The sequence below is a fragment of the Embleya sp. NPDC055664 genome, from assembly GCF_053618075.1.
The window spans coordinates 1-24,743 of the sequence record NZ_JBSHGZ010000033.1 but is presented as its reverse complement, the minus strand read 5'-3'; the positions used below and the strand labels follow the sequence as shown (position 1 = coordinate 24,743).

19 protein-coding genes are annotated in these 24,743 nt (G+C 72.7%); 9 read left to right on the top strand and 10 right to left on the bottom strand.

What is annotated here, in order from left to right; genetic code table 11:
* The first annotated feature begins 421 nt into the window (after positions 1–421).
* Positions 422–2,305, top strand: a complete 1,884-nt coding sequence (locus ACWGR4_RS36765; RefSeq protein ID WP_452133545.1) for a hypothetical protein — start codon at positions 422–424, stop codon at positions 2,303–2,305.
* Positions 2,306–2,384: 79 nt separating this feature from the next.
* Positions 2,385–4,259, top strand: coding sequence for a hypothetical protein (locus ACWGR4_RS36760; RefSeq protein ID WP_452133544.1), 1,875 nt, complete (start codon positions 2,385–2,387; stop codon positions 4,257–4,259).
* Between the two features lie 394 nt (positions 4,260–4,653).
* On the opposite strand, the gene ACWGR4_RS36755 is transcribed toward ACWGR4_RS36760, so the two are convergent.
* Positions 4,654–5,328: an SDR family oxidoreductase gene (locus tag ACWGR4_RS36755; RefSeq protein ID WP_452133543.1), complete on the bottom strand. Its 675-nt coding sequence runs from the start codon at positions 5,326–5,328 to the stop codon at positions 4,654–4,656.
* Positions 5,329–5,405: 77 nt separating this feature from the next.
* Between ACWGR4_RS36755 and ACWGR4_RS36750 the strand changes: the two genes are divergently transcribed.
* On the top strand, positions 5,406–7,292 hold the full coding sequence (locus tag ACWGR4_RS36750; RefSeq protein ID WP_452133542.1) for a hypothetical protein: 1,887 nt from the start codon (positions 5,406–5,408) through the stop codon (positions 7,290–7,292).
* 95 nt (positions 7,293–7,387) lie between these two features.
* Here ACWGR4_RS36750 and pheT read toward each other — a convergent pair whose 3' ends face one another.
* From pheT to infC, 7 genes are all read right to left on the bottom strand, one after another.
* Positions 7,388–9,895, bottom strand: coding sequence for a phenylalanine--tRNA ligase subunit beta (gene pheT / locus ACWGR4_RS36745; protein WP_452133426.1), 2,508 nt, complete (start codon positions 9,893–9,895; stop codon positions 7,388–7,390).
* Positions 9,895–11,016, bottom strand: coding sequence for a phenylalanine--tRNA ligase subunit alpha (pheS, locus tag ACWGR4_RS36740; protein ID WP_380001047.1), 1,122 nt, complete (start codon positions 11,014–11,016; stop codon positions 9,895–9,897). The genes pheT and pheS overlap by 1 nt, the downstream gene beginning before the upstream one ends.
* A gap of 158 nt (positions 11,017–11,174) precedes the next feature.
* Entirely contained in the window at positions 11,175–12,224 is a 1,050-nt protein-coding gene (locus ACWGR4_RS36735; protein ID WP_380001049.1) for a sensor histidine kinase, read from the bottom strand.
* Positions 12,225–12,360: 136 nt separating this feature from the next.
* Positions 12,361–13,209 carry a TrmH family RNA methyltransferase gene (locus tag ACWGR4_RS36730; RefSeq protein ID WP_380001051.1) on the bottom strand — a complete coding sequence of 283 codons (849 nt, stop codon included), beginning with the start codon at positions 13,207–13,209 and terminating at the stop codon, positions 12,361–12,363.
* A gap of 73 nt (positions 13,210–13,282) precedes the next feature.
* A complete protein-coding gene (gene rplT, locus ACWGR4_RS36725; RefSeq protein ID WP_020552013.1) occupies positions 13,283–13,675 on the bottom strand; it encodes a 50S ribosomal protein L20 in 393 nt (130 codons plus the stop codon).
* Positions 13,676–13,795: 120 nt separating this feature from the next.
* Positions 13,796–13,990, bottom strand: coding sequence for a 50S ribosomal protein L35 (gene rpmI / locus ACWGR4_RS36720; RefSeq protein WP_078978620.1), 195 nt, complete (start codon positions 13,988–13,990; stop codon positions 13,796–13,798).
* A gap of 94 nt (positions 13,991–14,084) precedes the next feature.
* Positions 14,085–14,780, bottom strand: a complete 696-nt coding sequence (gene infC, locus ACWGR4_RS36715; protein WP_380001155.1) for a translation initiation factor IF-3 — start codon at positions 14,778–14,780, stop codon at positions 14,085–14,087.
* A gap of 374 nt (positions 14,781–15,154) precedes the next feature.
* On the opposite strand from infC, the gene ACWGR4_RS36710 reads away from it, so the two are divergent.
* Positions 15,155–15,523, top strand: a complete 369-nt coding sequence (locus ACWGR4_RS36710) for a DUF1844 domain-containing protein (RefSeq protein WP_380001054.1) — start codon at positions 15,155–15,157, stop codon at positions 15,521–15,523.
* Positions 15,524–15,935: 412 nt separating this feature from the next.
* Here ACWGR4_RS36710 and ACWGR4_RS36705 read toward each other — a convergent pair whose 3' ends face one another.
* Both ACWGR4_RS36705 and ACWGR4_RS36700 read right to left on the bottom strand, forming a co-directional pair.
* Positions 15,936–16,673 (bottom strand): SseB family protein, encoded by a 738-nt coding sequence (locus ACWGR4_RS36705; RefSeq protein ID WP_380001056.1) that lies wholly within the window; start codon positions 16,671–16,673, stop codon positions 15,936–15,938.
* Between the two features lie 1,230 nt (positions 16,674–17,903).
* Positions 17,904–19,463, bottom strand: coding sequence for a carboxyl transferase domain-containing protein (locus ACWGR4_RS36700; protein WP_452133425.1), 1,560 nt, complete (start codon positions 19,461–19,463; stop codon positions 17,904–17,906).
* Between the two features lie 155 nt (positions 19,464–19,618).
* On the opposite strand from ACWGR4_RS36700, the gene ACWGR4_RS36695 reads away from it, so the two are divergent.
* From ACWGR4_RS36695 to ACWGR4_RS36675, 5 genes are all read left to right on the top strand, one after another.
* Positions 19,619–20,863, top strand: coding sequence for an amino acid deaminase/aldolase (locus ACWGR4_RS36695; RefSeq protein ID WP_452133424.1), 1,245 nt, complete (start codon positions 19,619–19,621; stop codon positions 20,861–20,863).
* Positions 20,864–21,080: 217 nt separating this feature from the next.
* Entirely contained in the window at positions 21,081–21,455 is a 375-nt protein-coding gene (locus tag ACWGR4_RS36690) for an STAS domain-containing protein (protein ID WP_020552020.1), read from the top strand.
* A gap of 76 nt (positions 21,456–21,531) precedes the next feature.
* Positions 21,532–22,473, top strand: coding sequence for a 5'-3' exonuclease (locus ACWGR4_RS36685; RefSeq protein ID WP_452133423.1), 942 nt, complete (start codon positions 21,532–21,534; stop codon positions 22,471–22,473).
* A gap of 154 nt (positions 22,474–22,627) precedes the next feature.
* Positions 22,628–23,356, top strand: coding sequence for a hypothetical protein (locus ACWGR4_RS36680; protein ID WP_452133422.1), 729 nt, complete (start codon positions 22,628–22,630; stop codon positions 23,354–23,356).
* A 243-nt stretch (positions 23,357–23,599) separates the two neighbouring features.
* Positions 23,600–24,743 (top strand): RNA polymerase sigma factor (locus tag ACWGR4_RS36675; RefSeq protein WP_452134302.1); only part of this gene is annotated, 1,144 nt, incomplete at its 3' end.

Below are 24,743 nucleotides of genomic sequence, written 5' to 3'. Positions count from 1 at the left end.
TCACTATGCAAGTACGTTGGGTGACCGCCCTCCCCCGACCGTGCCTTCGAGCCCCCTTTGGTGTCCCGCCGGTGCCCCGCCGGGCTCCGTTCGGCGTGAGCGCCACGAGGAGCCCGACGGGCGGATGCCGTGCGTCGGCGCAGCGCAGAAGCAGGCGCATAGTGGCCCCATTCGCCCGTTTCTCCGATGCGCCCAGGTGCGGCGCCGCGCGTCGTGAGGCCCGGCAGGGGCCCGAAGACCCGCCCGAGACCGCTCCGGACAAGCCTTCCCCGTCCACGGGTCACCCAATAGGGCGCATGCCGGTGCGTTAGGATCAGCGGACTTCGGATACGCGCCCCCGGCGGGCGGTCGACGGCCGGCGGGACGGCAACGACGTGCAGCAGACGGCGGGCGCCCCCGCCCAGGAAACGAACGAGACCACGTGACCCCTCCCCCCGGCACCTCCGGGCCCGCCGACGCCGCACGCGTCGCCGACCCGGACCTACAGTCCCCGACCGGCGAGCCCCCATCGGCTCCCGAGGCGGGCACCGCGGACACCACCGCCGCGCCGACCCGGCCCACCGCCGAGCGCAGGCGCGCCCGCGTCCCACTGCCGGACCTGCTCGCCCTGGGCCTGCCCACGCTGGTCTTCGCGATCATGGGCTGGCACCAGCGCTGGATCACCGACGACGGCCTCATCTTCACCCGCGCGGTCCGCGAGATCCTGGCCGGCAACGGTCCCGTCTACAGCGCCGGCGAACGTGTGGAGACCTCCACCAGCACGCTGTGGCAATGGCTGCTCGCGCTGCTCGGCGGCATCACCCCGTTCGACTACGCGCCCACCGCCGTCTACACCGGCCTGATCCTGTCGGTCGTCGGCCTGTGGTTGTCCCTGGACGGCACCCGCCGGCTCTTCCGCGGCCTGGCGGTCACCCGGCTGCTGCTGCCCGCCGGCGTACTCGTGTTCATCGCCGTCCCCTCCGTGTGGGACTTCGCCACCGCCGGCATGGAGACCGGCCTGATCCTGTTCTGGATCGGCCTGTCGTGGTGGCTGCTGATCGGCACCTGGCTGCGCCCGGTCGGCACCCACACCACCGGGCACACCCTCGCCCTGTCCTTCTGGTTCGGCCTGGGCCCCCTGGTCCGCCCCGACCTGGGCCTGACCATGGTGATCCTGCTCGCCGCCCAGTTCCTGCTGATCGGCGCGCGCTGGCCCAAGGCCCTGGCGATGCTTGCCTGTGCCGGGTTCCTGCCCGCCGCCTACGAGATCTTCCGGATGGGCTACTACGGCCTGATCTTCCCGATGCCCGCCCTCACCAAGGAGGCGTCGGGATCGTTGTGGGGCCGCGGCTGGGACTACCTGACCGACTACATGAAGCCGTACTACCTGTGGATCCCGATGATCCTGATCGTGGTCGCGGTCGCCCTCGCGCTCACCCGGCGCCGCCCCGCCGACCGGCGCACCTGGATAGTCATCGGCACCCCCCTGGTCGCCGCGCTGGGCCAGACCGTGTACGTGCTCAAGGTCGGCGGCGACTTCATGCACGGCCGCATGTGGCTGCCCGTACTGCTCCTGGTCCTGCTCCCGCTGCTGCTCGCCCCCCTGGACCGGCTCGTGACCCCCGTCATCGTGCTGGTCGCGGTCTGGGCGGTGGTCTGCGGCAGCACGCTGCGCTCCGGCGTGATCACCACGCCGGCCCCAGACGGCAACGGCAACCAGGTCTGGAACGAACGCGACACCTACGCCGCGTGGACCAGGACCGACAACCCCACCACCGAGGAAGCGCACATCCGGACGCTGCCGACGATAGAAGAGGCGTTCCGCAACGAAAAGACCGGCGGCGAACGTCTGCTCTTCGTGGACCCCAACTACATGAAGGTGCCGCCGCTGCCGCTGCGCACCGACCTCGACCACGACAAGGGCCTGGTCATCGGCCGACTCGGAGTCGGCGGCTCGATAACCCCGCTCGGCGGGATCGTGGTCGACGTGTGGGGCCTGTCCAACACCGTCGGCGCGCACATCACCGAGACCCGGCACACCGCCGCCGGCCACAAGAAGCTGCTGCCGTTCGCCTGGAACGTCGCGCTCTACGTCGACCCGGCCGGCGACGCGCTGGTCCCGCCGGACGCCGCCACCCAGGAGGACATCCGCGCCGCCCGGGCCGCGCTGCGCTGCGGCGACCTCGCCGAACTCGTCGATTCGGTCGACGAACCGATGTCCGCATCGCGCTTCTGGAAGAACCTGACCGGCGCCGTGGACCGAACCAAGCTGCGGATCCCGGCCAACCCGATCGAGGCCGAGAAGAAATTCTGCTCGCCCTCCTGAGCCCGTCATCGGACCGGCGGTCGATCATCAGTGGTTATGGTGTGGTCGGCCCGCCCGCCCCGACTGGAGTCAACGAACCATGAGCCTCGTGAGTGTGCTGTCCGGGCGCTCGCGCTTCGGGCGACGGGCCGATCCCCCCCAGGACGGCCCGTCCACCCGCGGCACGACCCGCTGGAACCTCGCGATGGTGCTGACGCCCGCCCTGATCGTGCTGATCCTGGGCTGGCACCGACGCTGGATCAGCGACGACGGCCTGATCTTCACCCGCACCGTGCGCCAGATCCTGGCCGGCAACGGCCCCGTGTTCAACGTGGGCGAACGCGCCGAGTCCTCCACGAGCACGCTGTGGCAGTGGATCCTGGTGCTCGCGTCCTGGATCACCCAGAGCGACGTCGGCCGCCTCGCGGTCTACCTGGGCCTGCTGTGCACCACCGCCGGCTACGTCCTCGCGCTCCAGGCCACCCGTCGGCTGCACGAACGCACCGCGCGCGTCCCCGTCCTGGTGCCGTTCGGCGTGATCGCTCTGCTCGCGCTGCCGCCGGTGTGGGACTTCGCCACCTCCGGCCTGGAAACCGGGCTGACCACGTTGTGGATCGCCGGCTGCTGGTGGCTCCTGGTCCGCCTCCCTCACGACCCGCGCGCCCGCATCGCCTACGCGCTGGCCTTCGTCGCGGGCCTGGGCCCGACGGTCCGCCCCGACCTGGCCATCGCCACCCTCGGATTCCTGATCGCGCTCGCCGTGATCCGCCGCCCACGCCCGCTCCGCGCCCTCGCCCTGTTCGGCACCGCGTTCACCCTCCCCCTGCTGTACGAGATCTTCCGGATGGGCTACTACGGCGTCATGCTGCCGCTGCCCGCCGTGACCAAGGAGGCGTCGGCGAGCGACTGGTCCCGGGGCTGGAACTACGTCCGCGACCTGACCGGGCCGTACCACCTGTGGATCCCGTTCGTCGTACTCGCCGCGTGCGTGCTCGCCCAGGCGGTACTGCGGGTACGCCGCGACCCCGCTCGCGCCCGCGCCCGACTGGACCCGCGCACGATCGACCGCGCCGGATGGACCCGGATCACCGTCCTCGCCGTCCCCGTGGCGTGCGGCCTGGTCATGCTGCTCTACGTGATCCGCGTCGGCGGCGACTTCATGCACGCCCGGATGTTGCTGCCCGGCCTGTTCACCCTGCTGCTGCCCGTCCTCGTGGTCCCCGCGAACCGGCTCGCGGTGCCCGCCGCCACCGTGCTGATCGGCTGGGCCGTGGTCTGCGCGGTCGCCTTCCGGGTGCCCTACGAGGGCATCGGCCCGCGCGGCATCGCCGACGAACGTGCCTTCTACATCGGCGCGCTCAAGGTCGCCAACCCGGTCACCGCCTACTCGTACGTGGCCAACTACCCACGCTTCCCCGCCGCCGCCCAGGCCGCCCGCGCCGACCACAAGCACGTGATCGTCTACCCCTGGTACGACGGCTTCTACGTCACCGCCCTCGACCCGAAGCTGCCCGCCCCGGTCGCCACGGTATGGACCAACCTCGGCATGAACGGCGCGAACACCCCGCTCGACGGCGTCTCCGTCGACATCCTCGGCCTGGCCTATCCCCTGGCCGCCCACGTCGAACTCACCACCCGGGGCCGCCCGGGCCACGAAAAGGAAATCGACATCGCCTGGGTCTTCGCCCAGTACACCTCCCCGGACGCCGTCCTCCCCCCGGGCATCGACCCGATCCGCGTCAAGGCCGCCCGCTACGCCCTCACCTGCGGCAACACGAACACCGGAAAAATCAAGGAACTCCAGGACTCGGTCCAAGAACCCATGACCTGGAGCCGCTTCAAAAAGAACTTCACCGGCGCCTGGGACCGCACCTCATTCCGCTTCCCCAACGACCCGGTAACTGCAGCCAAAAAAATCTGCGGCGTAGACGTCCTCCAAAAGGACGTCCTCCCCAAAGACAACACCGACCGCTGAAGCCCAAAACACCCGCACTCGATAAGCAAACGGAACACAGCCCGCCTCCAGCCCGTCCGGCGCTTGAGAACAAGGCGGGACGCAACCGGGCCCCAATCAGCCCGTCCGGCGCTTGAGGACAAACCGGGACACAGCCCGGCCCCGAAACCGAACCCGCCCCAACCCCAGCCGTCCGGCGCTTGAGGACAAACAGGCCCACAGCCCCGCACCGGAACCGAACCCAATCAGCCCGTCCGGCGCTTGAGGACAAAGCGGGGCGCAGCCCGGCCCCGGAACCGAACCCGGCCCAACCCCAGCCGTCCGGCGCTTGAGGACAAACCGGGGACACAACCCGGCTCCGTGAGCCGAACCCACCACACCAGCCCGTCCGGCGTTTGAGGACGACAACCTCACGTCAACCCCGCGAGCGCACCGTCACGTCATTGACCACCGAATCCCCCGGAAGCGAAAGCGTCGACACCACGACCCCCGCCACCGTCACGGGATCGCTGTAGCGCGAGCTCTCGTACGCCCCGCCCTCCTGTTCCCGCACACCACGCTGCATCGCCGTGGCCGTCCGCCCCGGATACACACTGGTCACCCGCAACCCCGGCTCCTCCTCCCGCAGCCCGTCCGCGAACGCCTTCAACGCGTGCTTGCTCGCCGCATACGCCGTCCACCCCGCACTCGTCCGCAACCCCGCCCCACTGTTCAGCAACACCACATCGCCCCGCCCCCGCCGCAACGCCGGCAACAACACCCGCGTCACCTCCGCCACCGCGACCACGTTCACGGTCAGCGTGTGCGCCCACACCGCGACGGCCGTCGACGCCACCGTGCCCAGCTCCGCGACGCCCGCACTGTGCACCAGCCCCGCGAACGTCTCGTCCGCCAATGGCGCCAGCGCCTCCGCGATGGTCTCCGGACGCTCCAGGTCGGCCACCACCGTCCGCACTCCCGGCCCAGCCAGATCCGCCGCCCGCCGCTCCGACCGCACGATCGCGACCAGATCGTGACCGTTCTCCCGCAACAGCCGGGCGATCTCCGCGCCGATACCGCTACCCGCACCGGTGATCACGTAAGTACTCATGGCGCCACCCTACGAGGTGCGCGCCCGGCGGAACGGACGATCCCACCGGCGCCGTCCGACCCGCCCGGAGGCCGCCGATGACCCTGACCACCACCCCGGCCGACCAGGGCCCACCGCCCGCCGACCGCCCCGCCCCCACCCCTCTCCCACACCCGCGCACACCACACGGCGCCCGGTGGAACATCGCCGCCGTCCTGCTGCCCGCCGTGTTCGTCGCCGTCCTCGGTGGCAGCCGCAGCTGGGTGTGCGACGACGGCCTGATCTACGCCCGCCCGGTCCGCCAGATCCTGGCCGGCAACGGCCCCGTGTTCAACCCGGGCGAGCGCGCCGAGGCCGCCACCGGCACGCTCTGGCAGTGGCTCCTGGTGGTCGCGACGCGCCTGACCGGCCAGGACCCCGCGCCCCTGGCCGTACGCCTCGGCCTGTTGTGCGCCGTACTCGGCTGGTTCCTGGCCGCCGACGCCGGCCGCCGCCTGTACCTGCCTGCCGTCGGACACGCCCCGCTGCTCCCCTGCGGCGCCCCGATCCTGCTCGCCCTGCCGCCGACCTGGGACTTCGCCACCTCCGGCCTCGAAACCGGCCTGACCACCCTGTGGATCGCCGGCTGCTGGTGGTTGCTCGTCCGCCTCGCCGCCGACCCGCACACCCGCCCGCACCCGCGCCCGCACACCCGCCGCGCATACGGCCTCGCCGCCCTGGCGGGCCTGGGCCCGACGGTCCGCCCCGAACTGGCCATCGCCACGCTCGGCTTCCTGACCGCCCTCGCCCTGATCCACCGCCCGCGCCCCCGCCGCGCGGCGGCCCTCACCGCCACCGCGACCGCCCTCCCGCTGGCCTACGAAATCTTCCGGATGGGCTACTACGGCGTCCTGCTCCCGCTGCCCGCGATCACCAAGGAAGCCGGCGCGAGCGACTGGACCCGGGGCTGGGCCTACGTCCGCGACCTGGCCGACCCGTACCACCTGTGGCTGCCCCTGCTCACCCTCACCGCCCTCGGCACCGCCGGCGTGCTCACCACAAGACGCCGCACCGCCCCCACCACCGCGACCACACCCCCGGGCACCCGCGTGCGCCGCACGCTCTACGCGACCCCCGTCCTGTGCGGTCTCGCCATGCTGCTCTACGTGGTCCGCGTCGGGGGCGACTTCATGCACGCCCGGATGCTCCTCCCGGGCCTGTTCCTGCTGCTCCTGCCGATCCTGATGGTCCCGGCGAGCCGACTCGCGATCCCCGCCGTGGCCGCCCTGGCCGCGTGGGCCCTGCTGTGCGCGTCCGCCTTCCGGGTCCCCTACGACCGCATCGGCCCGAACGGCATCGCCGACGAACGCGGCTTCTACACCTCCGTCCTGGGCGTGGCCAACCCCGTCACCGCCGACGCCTTCATCGACGGCTTTCCCGGCTTCCCCACCGTCGTCCGCGGCCCCCGCCCGGGATACCGGCACACCCTGGTCGACCGCTCGCCGGCGCATACCCTCAACGCCCCGCTGCGCCCGGACATCGCCGCGCCGATCGTGGCGATGTGGCCCTCCCTGGGCATGCTCGGCGCGGCCGTCCCGCTCACCGGCGTCGCCCTCGACGACCTGGGCCTGGCCTATCCGCTCGCCGCGCACGTACGGCTGTCCACCCGGGGCCGCCCCGGGCACGAGAAGCAGGTCGACCCGGCCTGGGTGCTCGCCCAGTACGCCGACCCGGCCGCCCCGCCACCCCCGGGCATCGACCCGATCCGCGTCGCCGCCGCCCGCTACACCCTCACCTGCGGCGACACGAACCGCGGCCGGCTCAAGGAACTGCTGGACTCGACCCACGCCCCGCTGACCCGGCACCGCTTCGTCGCCAATCTCACCGGCGCCGTGCGCCGCACGTCCTTCCGCTTCCCCAACGACCCGATCGCCGCCGCCAGGCAGATCTGCGGCGTCGACGTCCTGGCCCCGGGCATCCTGCCCACCGCCCCCACCCACCCCTGAGCACCCGCCCCCGACCGGCGACCCCGCACATGCGAGTGGGCCCGCACACCGTCACGGTGTGCGGGCCCACGTCGATCGATCCGGCCCGAGAGGCGTCACGCCCCGCGCAGCACCGCCCCGGTCCGCTCCGCCGCGAGCGCCACCGCCGCGTCCCGCGCGGCCGTCGCCTCCTCGACCGTGAGCGTGCGGTCCTCCGCCCGGAAACGCAGCGCGTAGGCCAGCGACTTGCTGCCCTCGCCGACCTGCGAGCCGGTGTACACGTCGAACAGGCGCACCGATTCGAGCAGCGCCCCGGCCCCCTCGACCAGCGCGGCCTGCACCGCGGCGGCCGGCACCGAGTCGGGCACCACGAGCGCCACGTCCTGGGTGGCCACCGGGTAGGAGGAGACGTGCCCGGCCTGGACCGGGCGCTCCCCGTCCAGGTCGGCGGTGAGCAGGTCCAGGTCCAACTCCATCGCGCCGACCCGCTCCGGCAGGTGCAGCGTCTTGAGCACCCTCGGGTGCAGCTCGCCGGCGTGCCCGACGACCCGCTCGCTGCCGTCCGGCGCGGTCGCCACCAGCGCGGCGCAGCGCCCGGGGTGCCACGGCTCGTGCCGATCCGCCCGCACGGTCAGCTCGACCCCGACGGCGTCCGCGACCACCCGCGCGGCCTCGATCGCATCCGCCCAGATCTGCGGCCGGCCCTTGCCCCACCACCCGGAGCGCTCGCGCTCCCCGGACAGCACGACCGCGATCCGCTGCGGCTGGTGCGGCAACGCCGCGGCCAGCGCGGCCAGTTCCGCCTCGCTCGGCCGCCGGTCCACGGCGAGCACGGGCGCGGGCGGGGTCGAGGCGTTCGGCCGGAAGACCACACCCGACTCGAACAGCGCGAGATCGGTGTTGCCGCGCCCGAGGTTGCGGCGCAGCGTGTCCAGCAGGCCCGGCAGCAGCGTGGTGCGCAGCGCCGGCTCCTCCTCGGAGATCGGGTTGACCAGCACCACGGTGCGCCGCCGCGCGTCGTCCTCGGCCAAGCCGAGGTCGTCGAACGCGCTCTGCCCCAGGAACGGGTAGTTCAGCACCTCGGTGTAGCCCGCGCCCGCGAGGGCCCGGCCCAGTCGGCGCCGGCGCCGCTGGTCGGCCGTCAGCCCGCGACCGGCCGGCACCTGCGGCAGCGTGGCCGGCACCCGGTCGTAGCCCTCCAACCGGATGACCTCTTCGGCCAGGTCGTTGGGGTCGGTCAGGTCGGGCCGCCAGGTCGGCGGGCCGACGGTGAGCGTGTCGATGCCCTCGACCGAACAGCCCACCTCCTGCAGCCGCTGGGCCACCGTCTCGCGGGTGTAGGGCACGCCCGCGACCTTCGCCGGGTGGTCGGCGGCCAGGGTGATCCGCACCGGCTCGCGCGGCGCGTCCACCTCCGTCACGCCCGCCTCGGCCTGGGCCCGCTCGCCGCCGAGCGCGGCCAGCAGGTCGACCGCGCGCTGCGCCGCGGCGCGGGCCGCCTCCGGGTCCACGCCGCGCTCGAACCGGCGCGACGCCTCCGAGGACAACCTGTGCCGACGCGCGGTGCGCGCGATGGCCACCGGGTCGAAGTGCGCGGCCTCGATCACGATGTCGCTCGTGTCGTCGCCGATCTCGGTGCTCTCGCCGCCCATCACGCCCGCGAGGCCGATCGGCCCGCGGTTGTCGCAGATCAGCAGGTCCTCGGGGTCGAGCGTGCGCTCGACGTCGTCGAGGGTGGTCAGCTTCTCGCCGGCCTGCGCGCGGCGCACCACGATCGGACCCTGCAGCCGGCCCCGGTCGTAGGCGTGCAGCGGCTGGCCCAGTTCGAGCATGACGTAGTTGGTCACGTCCACGACCAGCGAGATCGGCCGCATGCCGCTCATCTGCACGCGGCGCTGCACCCACAGCGGCGAGGGCGCGTCGGGGTCGACGCCGACCACGGTGCGCGCCACGAACCGGTCGCAGCCGGCCGGGTCCTCGACCCGCACCGGGTAGCCGTACCCGTTGGCGTCGGGCACGTCCAGCAGCGCCGGATCGCGCAGCGGCTGCCCGTAGGCGATCGCCGCCTCGCGGGCCACACCGCGCATCGACAGGCAGTAGCCGCGGTCCGGGGTGACCGCGATGTCGAGCACCTCGTCGACCAGACCGAGCAGTTCGATCGCGTCCGCGCCGATCTGCGCCTCGATCGGCAGCACGATGATGCCGTCGTGGTCGTCGCCCATGCCCAGCTCGCGGGCGGAGCAGATCATCCCGCGCGATACGCGCCCGTAGGTCTTGCGCTCGGTGATCTCGAACGGGCCGGGCAGCACGCCGCCCGGCAGGATCACCACGACCTTGTCGTCGACCTCGAAGTTGCGCGCGCCGCAGATGATCTCCTGCGGCTCGCCGGTGCCGTTGGCGTCGCCGACGTCGACCTTGCAGAACCGGATCGGCTTCTTGAAGCCCTCCAGCTCCTCGATCTCGAGCACCTGTCCGACCACGAGCGGACCCTTGAGGTCCGCGCCGAGCTGTTCGACCGTCTCGACCTCGAGGCCCAGCGCCACGAGCTTGTCGGCGACGTCGCGCCCGGACTCGCCGGCGGGGAGGTCGACGTACTCCCGCAGCCACGAAAGCGGGACCCGCATCAGATCTCCATCCCGAACGGGAGGGTGAACCGGACGTCACCCTCGACCATGTCCCGCATGTCCTCGACGTTGTGCCGGAACATCAGCGCGCGCTCCAGACCCACACCGAACGCGAAACCGCTGTACACCTCGGGGTCGATGCCGCACGCGATCAGCACGCGCGGGTTGACCATGCCGCAGCCGCCCCACTCGATCCAGCCCTCGGACCGGCAGGTCCGGCACGGGTGCTCGGGGTCGCCCACCGAGGCGCCCCGGCACACGAAGCACTTGAGGTCGAGCTCGGCGGAGGGCTCGGTGAACGGGAAGTACGACGGGCGCAGCCGGGTGACGATGCCCTCGCCGAACATGGCCTGCACGAAGTGGTCGAGCGTGCCCTTGAGGTCGCCCATGGTCAGGCCCTTGTCGACGGCCAGGCCCTCGATCTGGCCGAACACCGGAGTGTGCGTGGCGTCCAGCTCGTCGGTGCGGTACACCCGGCCCGGACAGATCACGTAGATCGGCGGCGTGCGGGTGAGCATGGTGCGGATCTGCACGGGCGAGGTGTGCGTGCGCAGCACCACGCCGGAATCCGCGGAGCCGTCCTCGGCGCGCACGAAGAAGGTGTCCTGCATGGTCCGCGCGGGGTGGTCCGGCAGGATGTTGAGCGCGTCGAAGTTGTACCACTCGGCCTCGACCTGCGGGCCCTCGGCGACCTCGTAGCCCATCGCCACGAACAGGTCCTCGATGCGCTCGGAGAGCGTGGTCAGCGGGTGCCGGGCGCCGCGCGGGGCACGGTCCCACGGCAGCGTGACGTCGACCGCCTCCTCGACGAGCACGCGCGCGTCACGCTCCGCCTCCAGCTCGACCAGGCGCCGCTCCAGGGCCTGCTTGACCGCGCCGCGGGCCTGGCCGACGCGCTTGCCCGCCTCGGCCTTGGCCTGCGGCGGGAGCGCGCCGATCTCGCGGTTGGCCAGCGCCAGCGGCGAGCGGTCGCCGGTGTGCGCGACCTTCGCCTCCTGCAGCGCGGCCAGGTCGGCGGCGGCCGCGACCGCGGCGAGCGCCGCGTCCCTGGCCCGCTCGACTTCCTCGGGTTTCAACGCCTCGACCTCGACCGGGTCGTACGACTTGTTCGGTGCCGACATCTGTGTCCAGTGCTCCTGTGGGGGATCCGCCGGTGGTGGAGGCGGCAATGACGTCCTGCGACGTCCGCGCTCCGAGTTTACTGACGCCCGATGGGCGTGCGTGTCCGCGGCCGCCGGACCGCGACGACGTGGGTGGGACTTCCTCCGCGCGGGGAGCGCTACATGAGGACGTCCGGCATCGCGGCCGGCAGGGTGAATCGAAATCGGGCCCCGCCGCACTCGGCGCGATCCACGCCGATGGTGCCCGCGTGCGCCTGGACCAGGCCCTTGACGATGTACAGCCCCAGGCCGGTGCCACCGCGGCGGTTGCCGCGCCAAAAGCGGGTGAAGACGCGCTCGAGGAGTTCGTCCGGGATGCCCGGGCCCTCGTCGCTCACCGTGATCTCCGTCCCGTACGCGCCGGGCGCGGACCCGATGGAGACCGCGCGCATCTCGATGGTGACGGTTCCCGCGCCGTGGCGCACCGCGTTTTCCAGCAGGTTGCCGAGAATCTGGTCGAGTTTGTCGGCGTCGAGCCACATGCGGGGCAGCGGCCCGTCCACCACGACCACGAAGCGCTCGTCCGGCAGGCCGTTGCATTCGAGCGCGCGCAGGTGCCGGTGTACCGCCTCCTCCATGTCGACGACCTGGCGGTTGAGTTGCAGTCTGCCGGCGTCGATTCGGGAGATGTCCAGGAGTTCGGTGATCAGCCGGGTGACCCGGTCCGCGTCGGCGTCGACCGTCTCCAGCATCAGCCGCTTCTGCTCGTCGGTGAACCGCTCCCACTTGGCGAGCAGCGTCGCGGTGAAGCCCTTGACCGAGGTGAGCGGCGAGCGCAACTCGTGCGCGACGGTGGCGATCAGGTCGGAGTGGCCGCGCTCGATCCGCCTACGCGCGTCGGTGCAGCGCAGCGACACCACGAGTTTGCTCAACGGCCCGCGCGGACCGTCGGGGCGCACGTAGGACGCGGTGACCAGGATCTCCCGCCCGGCGAGCAGCAGGTTGCGCTCGGGTTGGCGGGTCCGGGTGGACAGTCCGCCGTACGGGTCGGTGCACACCCACCAGCGCCGGCCCTCGATGTCCTCCAGCGGCAGCGCGTCGGCGATGTGTTTGCCGAGCGCGTCCTCGGGACGTGTCCCGGTGATCCGGGCGGCGGCGGTGTTGAAGGTGACCACCGTGCCGTTCTCGTCGGCGACCACCAGGCCGTCGGGCAGCATGTCGGCGTCCATCGGCCCCCTTCCCGTTTCGGGCCCGAGGGAGTTCCGGGCCGGACACACTATCCCAAGGCGCAGCGTGCCGTCCGGGTGCGCCGGACGCAACCGACTCGTTCCCCGGCACTCGCCGGTCAAGCCGAGTACGTCGGGGTCATCGCGCGTTTCGCGCGCCGGAGCGGCAGCCCCCGTGTCCGCGTTGCGCGCGGGCGGAGGCATACAGACACACGGCCGCGGCGGTCGCCAGGTTCAGGCTCTCGGCCCGTCCGTGGATCGGCACCCGCACCACGGCGTCGGCCAGCGCGCGGGTCTCCTCGGGAAGCCCCCACGCCTCGTTGCCGAATATCCACGCGGTGGGTCCGGCGAGCCCGCCCGCGTCCAGTTCGCCGTCCAGATCGGCCTCGCCCGCGCCGTCCGCGGCCAGGATCCGCATCCCGGCGGCGCGCAGCGCGGCGACGGTGTCCTCGATCCGGGCGCCGGTGACGACAGGCAGATGAAAGAGGCTGCCCACCGAGGCGCGCACGGCCTTGGGGTTGTACGGGTCCACGGAAGCGTCGGTGAGGACGACCGCCTCGGCGCCGGCGGCGTCGGCCGCGCGCAGTACGGTGCCCGCGTTGCCGGGGTCGCGCACGTTGGCCAACACCGCGACCAGGTGCGGCCGCGCGTCCATCGCGTGTTCCAGGGGCACGTCCACGAACCGGCACAGCGCCACCACACCCTGGGGGGTGACGGTCTGGCTGATCGCGGCGACGACCTCGTCGGTGGCGGTGAACACCGGCACCCGGGCCTCGTGCGCGCCGGCGACCAGATCGGGGTAGCGCTCGGCCACCTCGGGGGTGATGTACATCTCGCGCAGCGTGCCCGGCAGAGCCACCGCCTCGCGCACCGCCTGCGGTCCCTCGGCCAGGAACAACCGCTCCCGGGCCCGGAAAGCGCGTTTGGCGAGCCGCCGAGCCGCCGCCACTCGTGGTGATCGGGTGGACGTCAGCTCGGGGCTCGCCATCGCGTTACCGTTCTCTGCTCTCGACCTGCAACGGTCTGGGAAGTGCTGCGACATCGACGACGTGGGTCGACGATCAGGCCGCGGCGTCTTCCTTCTTCGCGTTGACGTCGGCCGGGAGGGCCTTCTGCGCTACCTCGACGAGGGCGGCGAACGCCGGGGCGTCGTTGACCGCGAGCTCGGCGAGCATCTTGCGGTCGATCTCCACACCGGCGGCCTTGAGGCCCTGCACGAAGCGGTTGTAGGTCATCCCGTTCAGGCGGGCAGCGGCGTTGATGCGCTGGATCCACAGCTGACGGAAGTCCCCCTTCCGCTTCTTGCGGTCGTTGTAGTTGTAGACCATGGAGTGGGTGACCTGCTCCTTGGCCTTCCTGTACAGACGGGACCGCTGGCCGCGGTAGCCGGACGCCCGCTCGAGGATGACGCGGCGCTTCTTGTGGGCGTTGACCGACCGCTTGACGCGTGCCACTTGATGAACTCCTTGATGTCAGACCGCGGTGTGTCGACCGCGGCCCGGGTAAGTCTGGGACCGTCGCCTGTCGCCGACCGGTGGGTTCTCGTCAGCCGGTGCGACGACTGCTGCCTACTACTACTTCTTGAGCAGCTTCTTGATCTTCTTGGCGTCGGCCGGGGCCACCTCGACGACACCGGCGAGGCGCCGGGTCAGGGTCGAGGGCTTGTGTTCGAGAAGGTGACGGCGACCCGCACGCTGGCGCAGCACCTTGCCGGAGCCGGTGATACGAAAGCGCTTGCTGGCACCGCTGTGGGTCTTGTTCTTCGGCATGTCGCCGCAGTCTCCTCGTCGTGCCGTACCCGCCCGGTACCACCGGGCAGGCACAGGTGTGTGTGCAAATCGGCGCGGGGCGACCCGTTCCGGGTCAGACCTGCTCTTCGGCCTTCGGCTCCGCGTCGGACTCGACGGGGGCTTCGGCGGCCTGAGCGGCGGCCTCGGCCCTGCCGGCTTCCGACTCGTCGGGGCGCTCGTCCCCGGACTCGACGGCCACCCGACGCGCGTCCTTGCGCGCCGCCTGGGCCTCGCGAGCCTCGGCCATGGCCTCGGTCTTCTTCTTGTGCGGGCCGAGAACCATGATCATGTTGCGGCCGTCCTGCTTCGGGTTCGATTCGATGAACCCGAGCTCCTGGACGTCCGTCGCGAGACGCTGCAGCAGTCGGTAGCCCAGTTCGGGCCGGGACTGCTCGCGACCACGGAACATGATCGTGATCTTGACCTTGTCGCCCTGCTTCAGGAACCGCTCGACGTGACCCTTCTTGGTGTCGTAGTCGTGCGGGTCGATCTTCGGCCGGAGCTTCATCTCCTTGATGACCGTGTGCGCCTGGTTCTTGCGCGCCTCACGGGCCTTCATGGCCGACTCGTACTTGAACTTGCCGTAGTCCATGAGCTTGCAGACCGGCGGCCGGGCGTTGGCCGCGACCTCTACGAGGTCGAGGTCGTACTCCTGGGCAAGTTCCATGGCCTTGGCCAGCGGGACGATTCCGACCTGCTCGCCGCCAGGACCAACGAGTCGCACCTCGGGGACGCGAATCCGGTCGTTGATGCGGGGCTCGGCGCTGATGGGGCCTCCTCATACCTGAAGCGACCGCGGGCGAAGCGGTCACATGTGTCTCGGTGTTACTTCCCCCCGAGCCAGGTTCTCCGCGAAGCCATCCAGGCAACGCGAAAAAGCCTCGCACGGTTGCATGCGAGGCTCCACCACCGGCTGACGAAGCCGCCCAAAGGGCGGCAAACGTGGAACGGACGCACACGAAGTGCGTCGCACCGGACCGGTACCCGTCGTCCGTGAGGTCGATCGGGTGGGAGACGGAGCCTCCGCTTGCAGGCCGGGCATGCAGATGCCCGGTCGGTCGATACACCACTCTACCACTGGCTCGAACATGCCGAAGGGCCCCGTTGTTCCCCGATTCGGGGGCATACCCGAGACTGGTCCCCATGAGCGAGAGCGCCCCCCATATTGCACCCGGCCCGGCCGACGACGTCGACGTCATGACCCGCGACATCGCGGACGTGCCGGCCGTCGAGGTCATCACCACGCTGTCCGTCCACCTGATGAGCGCGGCGGCGGTCAAACTGGGCCTGGCCGAGGACGGCGAGGCGCACAAGGACCTCGACGAGGCCCGCAAACTGATCACCGCCCTGGCGGGCCTGGTCACCGCCGCGGCCCCGGAGGTCGGCTCCTACCACGCGGGCCCCTTGCGCGACGGCCTCAAAACCCTCCAACTGGCCTTCCGCGAGGCCTCCACATACCCGGACGTCCCCGGAAAGGGCCCAGGCGAAAAACTCACAGGCCCAGTCCACTAACCCCAAGCCGGGCCGGACAACCCGGCCCGGCCCCCGTCCGCCCCCCGAAAACAAGCGCGGCACGGACCCACTCCGGATCGGCAAAGCACCACCGAACCCCAAGCCGAGCACCCCCCATCCAGCCCGTCCGGCGCTTGAGGACAAGCGAGGCGCAGCCCGGCCCGGGGGCAAGTCGGCCCCCAGCCCATCCGGCAACTGAGGATCGGCAAAGCATCACCAAATCCCAAACCGAGCAACCCATCCAGCCCGTCCGGCGCTTGAGGACAACCGGGCCGGAGGCCGGCTCCGGAGGCGACCCGAACCCAATCCAGCCCGTCCGGCGCTTGAGGACAAGCGGGGCGCAGCCCGGCCCCGGAGGCGACCCGAGCCCAACTCGGCCCGTCCGGCGCTTGAGGACGAACCCCGGTCGCGTCTAGCGCGAAAAGAGCGGCTCCGCCTCCAGCGAAGCGCCCGGCGGCAACATCGCGAGGTCGAGCCCACGATCCAGCCGGGCCCGGACCACGTCGTCCTCGGCCAACCGCCCCACGATCCGCCGCGCGGCCTCCGTCACCTCGATCGGCGACGCCGCCGCCACCAGGCTCAGCGTCAGATCGTTGCCGCCGCCCTCGGTCAGGTACACCGCCGACACCGCGCTCTCGGAGTGCACCGCCTCCCGCACCGCGCCCAGCACCTCCGGATCCCGGTGCGGAGCCAGATGCGCCCGCCCCTCCGCCACCGCTCGCAGCCGACTGCCCGACAGCTCGTACGGATACGGCCCGGCCAGGTCGAGCAACAGCGTGTCCGCCTCCTCCGCGTACGCGGCGTGCGCGGCGCGCGCGGCCTCGACCGGGATCGGCCGGGCGTCCGCCCGCCAACGCGCCAGCGCCGCGACCGACGTGAACGCCGGCAGCGCCCGCCGCCCGTCCGGACCCTGGATCGTGGGCACCGCCATGTCGCTGGACTTCTCCCGCCGCAACTCTCCCGGCGCGACGTCCTCCTCCTCGGTCAGGATCGCCACCACCGGAACCAGCAGTCGCGCCTCGCACAGGGCCCGGGAGACCGCCTCGTCGTCCACCTCCGGCGCCGCCAGCGCCTGTGCCAGCGCGGGGTGGGCGCTGCCGTCGTCGTCGGGGAATCCGGTGTCGGGAATGCTCTTGCCGCTGAAATCCACCCGTCGACTGTAGGCCACCCACCAACCGCCGCCACCACCCCGGACCGGCCCCCGGGAGCATCGCGGGTCGGCGACCACTTGCCGACCCGCGACCTCCCTATCGAGGTCCGGCTCGCCCGCCCCGTCACCCGACCCGCGACGGCGCGATCGAGCCGCCACAGCCCCGGGAGGCCGGACGAGGCGCCGGGCCGAGCCGGCCCGTCCTGGCCCGTGCTCGGACGGGTCGGGCTGAAACCGGCCCGGATCCCGAACCGCGTTCAGCGTAGGTCCGGCGGGATTTGCCGTCGGGGACTCCCACCACGCTCACCCATTCGAGTGAACCCAAAGTCGCCCACTTGCCCCGCCCCTGCCGCACAGACATCCATCGTGTGCCGGCGCCCACCGAGGCACCGGGGTCGACACACCAACGAAACGGCACGAGGCATCCTGGCCGCCCGGGGCACGAGGCGGACGGGCGAAGGCGCCTCGGTGGAGCGCAGCGGAGCCGTACCCCTCCGCCACCGGTGGAGCGCAGCGGAGCCGGAACCCCCAAGGCGCCGCGCAGCGGCAACGCCCCCCGCGCTTCCGCCCCCGACGGAGCGAAGCGGAGGAGAAACCACTCCGCAACCACCCCGACAGGGCCCCAGAGGCCGCCAGGGCCCGGCCAAAGTTGCGGGGCGACCAAGGCGCGCCAGGGCCGCGACACAAGCCAACCAAGCGACCGGGCTCGCAATACGAGCCGCCCAAGCGACCACACTCGCAGCACCAGCCGCCCAAGCAACCAAACTCGTATCCCGCGGCGTTGCTTCTTATCGGGCGCTTCGCGCCGGCTCGCGAGGCACCACTTTTTTCTCTCCCCCGCTTCGCTCCGGGCCACCCGGCCCAAGTTCTGCGGCTCCGCCGCTCTCCGCGCTGCGCGCGTCGATCCCGGGAGCAGCCCGAGGCGTGGGCACTGACGCGCCGATGGGGGTGCGCGTCGGGTGTAGGACGCCGCGTCGCGGGGTGCTCACGCGCTACAGGAGTGTGCCCACCAGATTGGGCGAGGCAGCCCGAGTCGCGAGGCGCTGACGCCCCACAGGGGCGCGCCCACCGGAGACGAGGCAGCCCGAGTCGCGAGGCACTCACGCCCCACAGGGGGCGCCCCGCTGCGCCTTCCGTGCACGTCCGAGTCGCGGCCGGAGGCCGTTCCGGTGTGCCGCGTCGAGAGGTGGGGGCCGGGGGCGGGGGTGTCCTGGCTCTGTGCTCGGGTGGTCAGAGGCCCAGGCTTCGGTAGCGCGATCGTCTCCTCGCCAATCGGGTCGGGGTGTCCATGGTTCGTAGGGTGTCGAGTTCCTCGCGGAGGGCTTCGGCGACTCGGTGTACGAACGCCACGGGTTCGGTGGCCGCGTCCGGGTGTTCGGGGACCACGCGGTCGACGATGGCGTTGCGCTGCAGGTCGGCGGCTCGGACGCCCTGGCGGTCGGCGATCTCGGCGGCGCGATCCGTGGTGCGGTACAGGATCGCCGACGCGCCCTCCGGGGGCAGCGGCGACAGCCAGCCGTGTTGGGCGCAGACGACCCGGTCGGCCGGCAGCAGCGCGAGGGCGCCGCCGCCGGAGCCCTGGCCCAGCAGCAGGCACACCGTCGGCGCGGGCAACAGCACCAGTTCGGCCAGGCATCGGGCGATCTCCCCGGCCAGCCCGCCCTCCTCCGCCTCCGGGGACAGCGCCGCCCCGGCAGTGTCCACCACGGTCACCAGCGGCAGCCCCAACTCGGCCGCGAGCCGCATTCCGCGTCGGGCCTGGCGCAGCCCCGCCGGGCCGAACGGGCCGTGTTCGCTCTGCCGGGTGCGGTCCTGGCCCAGCACCACGCACGGCGCCCCGGGACCGGCCCCGACCCCGAACCGGGCCAGCACCAGGCGCAGCGCCGGTTCGCTCTCCCCCTCCCCCGTCCCGCGCAGCGGGGTGACCGAGCGCGCGCCGTGTCGCAGCAGCGTGCGCAGGCCCGGGCGGCGCGGATCACGCGAGCGCCGCACCGACGTCCAGGCCGGCACGTCCGGCAGCGGTTCGGCGACGACCTCGGCGTCCGGGTCGGCCGACCCGGACGGCCCGGACGGCCCGGACGGCCCGGACACTCCCGGCGGCGCGGCACCCGGGCCGAGCACGTCGAAGACCCGGATCGCCACCCGGCGCAGCTCCTCCGGCGGCACCACCGCGTCGATCAGCCCGTGCTCGTACAGGTTCTCCGCGACCTGGACCCCGCCGGGGAACGGGCGATCGTGCAGGGCCTGGTACACCCGCGGCCCGAGGAAGCCGATCAGCGCGCCGGGCTGGGCGGCGGTGACGTGGCCGAGCGAGCCCCAGGACGCGAACACGCCGCCCGTGGTGGGGTGGCGCAGATAGACCAGGTACGGCAGACCCGCGGCGCGGTGCGCGGCCACCGCCGCGGAGATCTTGACCATCTGCAGGAAGGCGACGGTGCCCTCCTGCATGCGGGTGCCGCCCGAGGTGGGCGAGGCGACCAGCGGCAGGCGCTCGGCGGTGGCGCGCTCGACCGCGAGGGTGAGCCGTTCCGCCCCCGCGACGCCGATCGAGCCGGCCAGGAAGTCGAACTCGCAGGCCACCACCGCGACCCGGCGCGCGTGGATCCGGCCCTCGCCGGTGACCAGCGCCTCGTCCAGGCCGGTGCGCTCGCGGGCCGCGGCCAGCTCGGCCGCGTAGTCCGGGTCCGGGGCGGCGAGCGTCGGCAGCGGGTCGTTCCAGGCCCGGAAGCTGCCCGGGTCCAGGACGCGGTCGATCAGGTCGAGCGCCCGCACCCGCTCGGGGTGACTCATACGATCAAGCTAACGCACCGTCAACGCCCCGTCGGCGCGACTCGGCGCAGGCGGGCCAGGGCCGCCCGACGAGCCCACCACGGGCCACGAGCCCCATCCGCAAGTCCTACCCGCGAGTGCTACCGATCGGTACGTCGATCTGGCAGGCTGCGGCAATGGTCTCCGCCGCGCCCCCCGTGTCCGCTCCCGCCCCGACGCCGACCGCGAGCGCCGACCGGTCCCGCTACGACCGGGCCACCGCGCACCTGGACGCCCCCTTCGCGATCGTCGACCTGGATGCCTTCCGGGCCAACGCCGCGGACCTGGTGCGCCGCGCGGCCGGCACGCCGGTGCGGGTGGCCAGCAAGTCGGTGCGCTGCCTGCCGCTGCTGCGCGAGGTGCTGGCCATGGACGGCTACCGCGGCGTGATGGCCTTCACCCTGCCCGAGGGCCTGTGGCTGGCCGCCGAGGGCGTCACCGACATCCTGGTGGCCTACCCCTCCGCGGACCGCGCGGCGTATCGCCGGCTGGCCGCCGACGCCGAGGCCGCCGCGCGGGTGACGATCATGATCGACGACCCGGCGCAGCTGGACCTGATCGAGCGCGCGCTCGCCGACGTGCGGCCCCGGGCCGAGGTGCGGGTGTGCCTGGACATCGACACCTCCTGGCAACTGCTCGGCGGCCGGGTGCACATCGGCGCACACCGCTCGCCGCTGCGCACCCCGGAGCAGGTGGCTGCGGTCGCCGAGGCGGTCGTGCGGCGGCCGGGCTTTCGACTGGTCGGCCTGATGGCCTACGAGGCGCACATCGCGGGTGTCGGCGACGCGCCCGAGGGCCGCGCGCTGTACGGCCGGGTGGTACGGGCGATGCAGGCGCGCTCGGGCGCCGAACTGAGCCGGCGCCGAGCCGACATCGTGCGCGCGGTGCGGGCGGTCGCGCCGCTGGAGTTCGTCAACGGCGGCGGTACCGGCAGCGTGGAGCGCACCGTGGCGGAGACCTCGATCACCGAGGTCGCGGCCGGCTCCGGGCTGTTCCAGCCGCGTCTGTTCGACCACTACAGCGCCTTCCGGGGCCGGCCCGCCGCGCTGTTCGCCCTGCCGGTGGTGCGCCGGCCCGGCCACGGCTGCGTGAGCGTGCTCGGCGGCGGCTACCCCGCGTCCGGTGTGCCGGCGCCCGACCGGCTGCCGCAGCCGTACCTGCCCGCGGGCCTGACGTACCACGCGCAGGAGGCCGCGGGCGAGGTGCAGACCCCGCTGCGCGGCGCGCCGGCCGACGATCTGCGGATCGGCGACTCGGTGTGGTTCCGGCACGCGAAGGCGGGCGAGTTGTGCGAACGTTTCGACGCGCTGCATCTGGTCGAGGGCGACCGGGTCGTGCGTACGGTGCCCACGTATCGGGGCGAGGGCCACACGTTCCTGTAGGCCGCGAAGCCGAAACCGGGACCCGACGCGGCCCTTCGGGTCGGCCGCCGGCACCGAACCGACCTGCCGTTACCCGGACAAGACCCACCCGTTCTGCCCACCGCGCAAAAAACGACCCGTTGAGGGGCTGTCGGGCACCACTCCGGATGGCCCACAATGCCCATTGCCGGCGCCGTATCGGCGCGGCGGTACGTCCGGCCGGTGAAAGGTCGCAGCCATGATCGCGCGCTTGGGCACCCTCGGGCAGGAACATCCCGTCACCGGGGTGACGATCTGGCGCGGTTGTGCGGTCGTCCACCTGGCCGGCGAACTGGACCTGCACAACGCCCCGTTGTTGCACCGCACCCTGATCGAGTTGATCGACGGCGGGTGTCGCCGGGTGGTGGTGGACGCCACCGGGCTGAACTTTTGCGACTCGGTCGGCCTGGGTGTGCTGATAGACGCGTTCAAGTCGATGCACGCGTTCTCCGGCGAACTGCGGCTGGCCGCGCCCGACCGCAACGTGCGGGCGACGTTGCGGATGACCGGCCTGATCGACGTCCTCGGGGTGCGCGACACCCTCCAGGAAGTGCTGGACGAGTTCGCCGACTGACGCCGGCGCCGGCGGGCGGGCCGGCGCGACCCGCACGACCGCACGAAGGTCGGGTCCCGCGTCGGTGCGGTGCGGCATGATCGGGCTCGTGACCGAACGTCTGATGCTCCTCGACACCGCGTCCCTGTACTTCCGCGCCTACTTCGGCGTCCCGGAATCCGTCAAGGCCCCCGACGGCACGCCCGTCAACGCCGTGCGCGGCCTGCTCGACTTCATCACCCGCCTGGTCGAGGACCGCGAGCCGACCCGGCTGGTCGCGTGCATGGACGCCGACTGGCGGCCGCAGTTCCGGGTCGACGCAATCCCCTCCTACAAGGCGCACCGGGTCGCCGAGGAGATCGGTCCCGACGAGGAGGAGATCCCGGACACGCTCGGTCCGCAGGTGCCGGTGATCGAACAGACGTTGGACGCGCTGGGCATCCCGCGCGTGGGGGTCGCGGGCTTCGAGGCCGACGACGTGATCGCCACGCTGGCCACCCGGGCGCCGTCGGCGGTGGACATCGTCACCGGCGACCGTGACCTGTTCCAGCTCGTCGACGACGCGCGCGCGATCCGGGTGCTTTACACGGTCAAGGGTGTGGCCGCGCACGAGGTGATCGACGAGGCGGCGGTGCTGGCCCGCTACGGCGTACCCGCGGCGGCCTACGCCGACTTCGCCACGTTGCGCGGCGACGCCAGCGACGGGCTGCCGGGGGTCAAGGGCATCGGGGACAAGACCGCCGCCCAGTTGATCGTCGAATACGGCGACCTGGCGGGGGTGCGCCGGGCGGCGGCCGATCCGCGGGCCAGGCTCACCCCGGCCCGGCGGGCGCGGATCGTCGAGGCGAGCGACTACCTCGACGTGGCGCCCGGTGTGGTGCGCGTGGTGCGCGACGTCCCGCTGCCGCCGGCGGCCGAGTGGGATCGGCCGCTGCCCACCGAACCGGCCGATCCGCAGGCGCTGGACGCGCTGCGCCGGCAGTGGGGCCTCACCGGGCCGGTGCACCGACTGCTCGACGTGCTCGCCGCCCGCCGGTGATGCCCGGAATCTCCACCTAAGGACGGCGGCCGGCCACTCGAAAGGGTCGCTCCGGAACGCGCCGGGCGCACGGGCGCGAATGTGACCCGGGTCACATTCAAGAAAACTTCGGCGAACTTTGTCACGTTCGCCGCAAAGCCTGCTCTCGACCGCCATGCGTACCGAGTGTGACACCCCGATCACCGCCCAACCCGACCGCGACTGGCTCCGAGGCGAGTGGCAGCGGGTGACCCTGCGGGCCGGTTGGCCCCCCCGCGTCGCCTGGCACAGCGACGCCGTCGAGCAGTGCCTGGACGCCTTCGTCCGCGGCGGCCGGGTCCACGCCGCCTGCCTGGCCCTGGCCCGGGACCGGGCCGCCGCCGAGATCCCGCTGGACGTGGCCCTGGCCGAACTGGACGCGCTGTTCCTGTGCGCCCTCGCGCACAGCGCCCCCGGCCCGCTCGTCCAGGCCTACCTGAGCACCCGCGCCCGGGCCAACCCGCCCGGCACCCTGCCCGCCGGCACCGACCCGATCACCGAACTCCCCTCCGCCGCCCTCCTCCAGCAGCGCCTCGTCGAGCGCACCGCCGCCGGCGAACACGTGCGCATCGTCGTGGTGCGCCTGGAGGTGCCCGAGTCGCTGCTGTGGGGGCACCTGCGCCACCTGCTGCTCACCGCCCGCCACCTGGAGCGGGCCCTGGGCGACGTCGCCTACGCGGTGCCGCCCGGCCGGCTGATGGCCCTGCTCGACGGCGACGACCCGGAACTGCCCGACCGGCTCGACCGGTTGTGCCGCGCCCCCGTCGACCCGCTGGACGGCCCCGGCGGAGCGCCCGGCGGCGCGCCTCGGATCCCCCGGTCGAGCGTGCGCCTGACCACCGCGCCGGGCACGACGGGTCGATAGCACCGTGACGAACCACCTCTTCGCACTTCCGTTCGTCACCCGAACGACGCAGCGTCACCCCGACCCCGGTTCCACCGTCGACACGGGCGCGGACCTCGACCATCCGCGCCCGTGTCGCACCACCTGCGCCGGAGCGCACTCCGGGTGCCTTGCCGAGGCCCACCGCTTCTGGACAGACCGTGGCCGGATGGTCACGATGCTGTGCGAACGATCGGGCACGGCAAGGGCACAAGGGGGCAAACGGTGGCACGCGAGGACGACTCGGCGACCCCGGACCCCAGCGGCGGCGACATGGGTGGCGGCGCCGCGGAGGCGACCGGATCCGGCGCCCCCTTCGTCCCCGGCCAGCGCGGCGTGCATCACCCTCGGGTGTACGACGGCGACCTCTGGCCCGCCGAGCCGGCCGCAGCCGAACCGGCCCAGCCCTGGTCGGCCCACGCCGCAACGACCGACCCCTTCACGCCCGAATCGGGCGGCGACGGCGCCGGGCGCCCACCGCGGGACGACGAGGCGCTACCCGTGTCCGAGGGGCCCTCGGACCTGGAGTTGGCCGAGCGGGTACGCGCCGGCGACGGCAACGCCTACGGTCTGCTGTACCAGCGACACGTGCGCTCGGTACGCGCCTTCGCCCGCACCTGCACCCGCACCCCCGAGGCCGCCGACGACCTGTGCGCCGACGCGTTCGCGGCCACCCTGGAGGCGCTGCGGGCGGGCGGCGGGCCCCGGGAGGCGTTCCGGGCCTACCTGCTCACCACCGTGCGCCACCTGGCGATCAGCTGGACCCGGAACAACCGGCGCGAATGGCTCACCGAGGACTTCGCCCTCTTCGAATCGGCGTGCGAGAACCAGGATCCCCTGGTGAGGGCCGACGACACGCGACTGGCGTACCAGGCGTTCAAGGAGTTGCCCGAGCGCTCCCGAACGGTGCTCTGGCACGTCGACATCGAGGGCGAACAGGCCGTCCAGGTCGCCCCGTTGGTCGGCGAGAACCCGGACAACGTGCGCAAGATCCTGGAGCGGGCCCGCCAGGAACTCAAGGACAACTACTTCGTGGCGTTCGCCACCGGCGGTGTCGACGACGAGAAGTGCAAGAAGTTCACCCGGCACTACGGCCGGCACCTGCGCAACCGCATGGACTCGGAGCGGCGCCGGGAGACCATCGACGCGCACCTGAAGAAGTGCAGCAGGTGTCACGACACCTACGCGGAGATGGCCGACGTCCGCGACCGGTACGGGCCGATCGCGCTCGCGCTGATCGGCATCACCGCGCCGATCTTCCTCAGCGGTACCGCCGTGGCCGCCGGCGCCGCCGCGGCGGGAGCGGCGGTGGCCGGCGGGCTCGGCCTGGCGGTCGGCGCCACCGGCGCGGGCGGCGTCGCGAGCGGGG